At 64.3% G+C, this 1,532-nt stretch carries 2 protein-coding genes; both read right to left on the bottom strand.

Annotated features, from left to right (window positions below; translation table 11 throughout):
* Positions 1 to 1,030: IS66 family transposase (gene tnpC, locus CV770_RS41025; protein WP_245454027.1), on the bottom strand; the 1,030-nt coding region annotated here is incomplete at its 3' end.
* Between the two features lie 80 nt (positions 1,031 to 1,110).
* Positions 1,111 to 1,467: an IS66 family insertion sequence element accessory protein TnpB gene (gene tnpB, locus CV770_RS41030; protein WP_104466313.1), complete on the bottom strand. Its 357-nt coding sequence runs from the start codon at positions 1,465 to 1,467 to the stop codon at positions 1,111 to 1,113.
* Between the last annotated feature and the right edge of the window lie 65 nt (positions 1,468 to 1,532).

A 1,532-nucleotide genomic window follows, 5' to 3' on the forward strand; every position in this document is an offset into this window, starting at 1 on the left:
TCCACGCATTCCATAAGGGCCCGCGACGTGTCGAGGTCGCATCACGAGGCCGGACACACGTCAGCACCCGACCACATGCCTGTTCCGAAGTTATATTTTGCTTGCATTTACTGGGGCGTCCACACACGTCGACCTGCAGGATCCCCTTGAAGCCGTCGAGATGGGCGATCGGCCGCTCGGCCTTGCGGTCGGGCGCATAGACATAGACGACGCCCGGCGGATCGGCGCCGCCCCATGGCCGGTCGTCCGCGGCATAGGCCCAGAGCTGGCCGGTCTTGGTGCGGCCGCGGCCGGGATCGAGCACCGGCATCGTCGTCTCGTCGGCAAACAGTTTTGATCTCTGCCTGAGCTTGCCGAGCAGGCGCGCATGCAGCGGACGCACGTGCCAGGCGGCCTGTCCCACCCAGTCCGCCAGCGTCGAACGATCGAGATCGATGCCCTGGCGGGCGTAAATCTGCGCCTGCCGGTACAGCGGCAGATGATCGGCATATTTGGATACCAGAACCTGGGCGACCGTGGCCTCGGTCGGCAATCCGCCTTCGATCAGTCGGGCTGGAGCCTGGCCCTGCCTGATGCCGTCCTCGCACGATGGGCAGGCGTATTTGGGCCGCCGGGTGACGAGAACGCGGAACTGCGCCGGCACCATGTCCAGCCGCTCGCTCCTGTCTTCGCCGATCCGGTGCAGATCGCCCTTGCAACAGGGGCAGGTCTTGTCGTCGACATCGACGACAACCTCGATCCGCGGCAGATGCGCCGGCAGTGATCCACGATTGACCCTACGTTTGTGAGCCCGGATTGCTCGCACATCAGGTGCGTTCGTGTCTTCCCTGGCTTCGCTGGAGGCTTCGACCTGCTCGACGTCTTCAAGACCCAGCAGCATCTGCTCCTCGGGCAGCGTCTCCGCCCGGCGGCCAAAGCGATGTCGCTGCAGCTCCTTGATGATCTGGCGCAGCCGGTCGCTCTCGTACCGCTCGGCAAGCAGCATCGCTTTCAGCGTATCGAGATCATCAGGCAATGCGTCGCTCGGCATGATCAAATCAGATCATATTCGGCGGGGCTTTGCGACGATCCCGACAGCCCTGATTCACTTCGCCACAGCGCTGCCAACAACTATCCGGGCTGTGTCGGCGTTACCGTCTCCCGTGCCTCATGCACCCGCCGCCAGTCCAGCCCTTCCAGCAGCGCCGACAATTGCGCCGCCGACAGACGCATCACACCGTCTTCTATCTTCGGCCAGCGGAAGATGCCGTCTTCCAGACGCTTCGCAAACAGACACAGACCCGTTCCATCCCAGAATATCAGCTTGATCCGGTCCGCCCGCTTGGCCCGGAACACGTAGACTGCGCCCGAGAACGGATCGGCCAGCATGCTCTCGCGCACCAGTGTGGCCAATCCTTCGGCGCCCTTGCGGAAGTCGACCGGCCTGGTTGCCACCATCACCCGAACCGCACCCGTTGGACCGATCACCGGCTCGCCTTCAGCGCCTGGACGATGGCCGCAATCGTGTTTGCGTCCGCGCCGCGACCGGCCCG

Source organism: Bradyrhizobium sp. AC87j1 (genome assembly GCF_002936975.1).
GTDB classification, from domain to species: Bacteria; Pseudomonadota; Alphaproteobacteria; order Rhizobiales; family Xanthobacteraceae; genus Bradyrhizobium; species Bradyrhizobium shewense.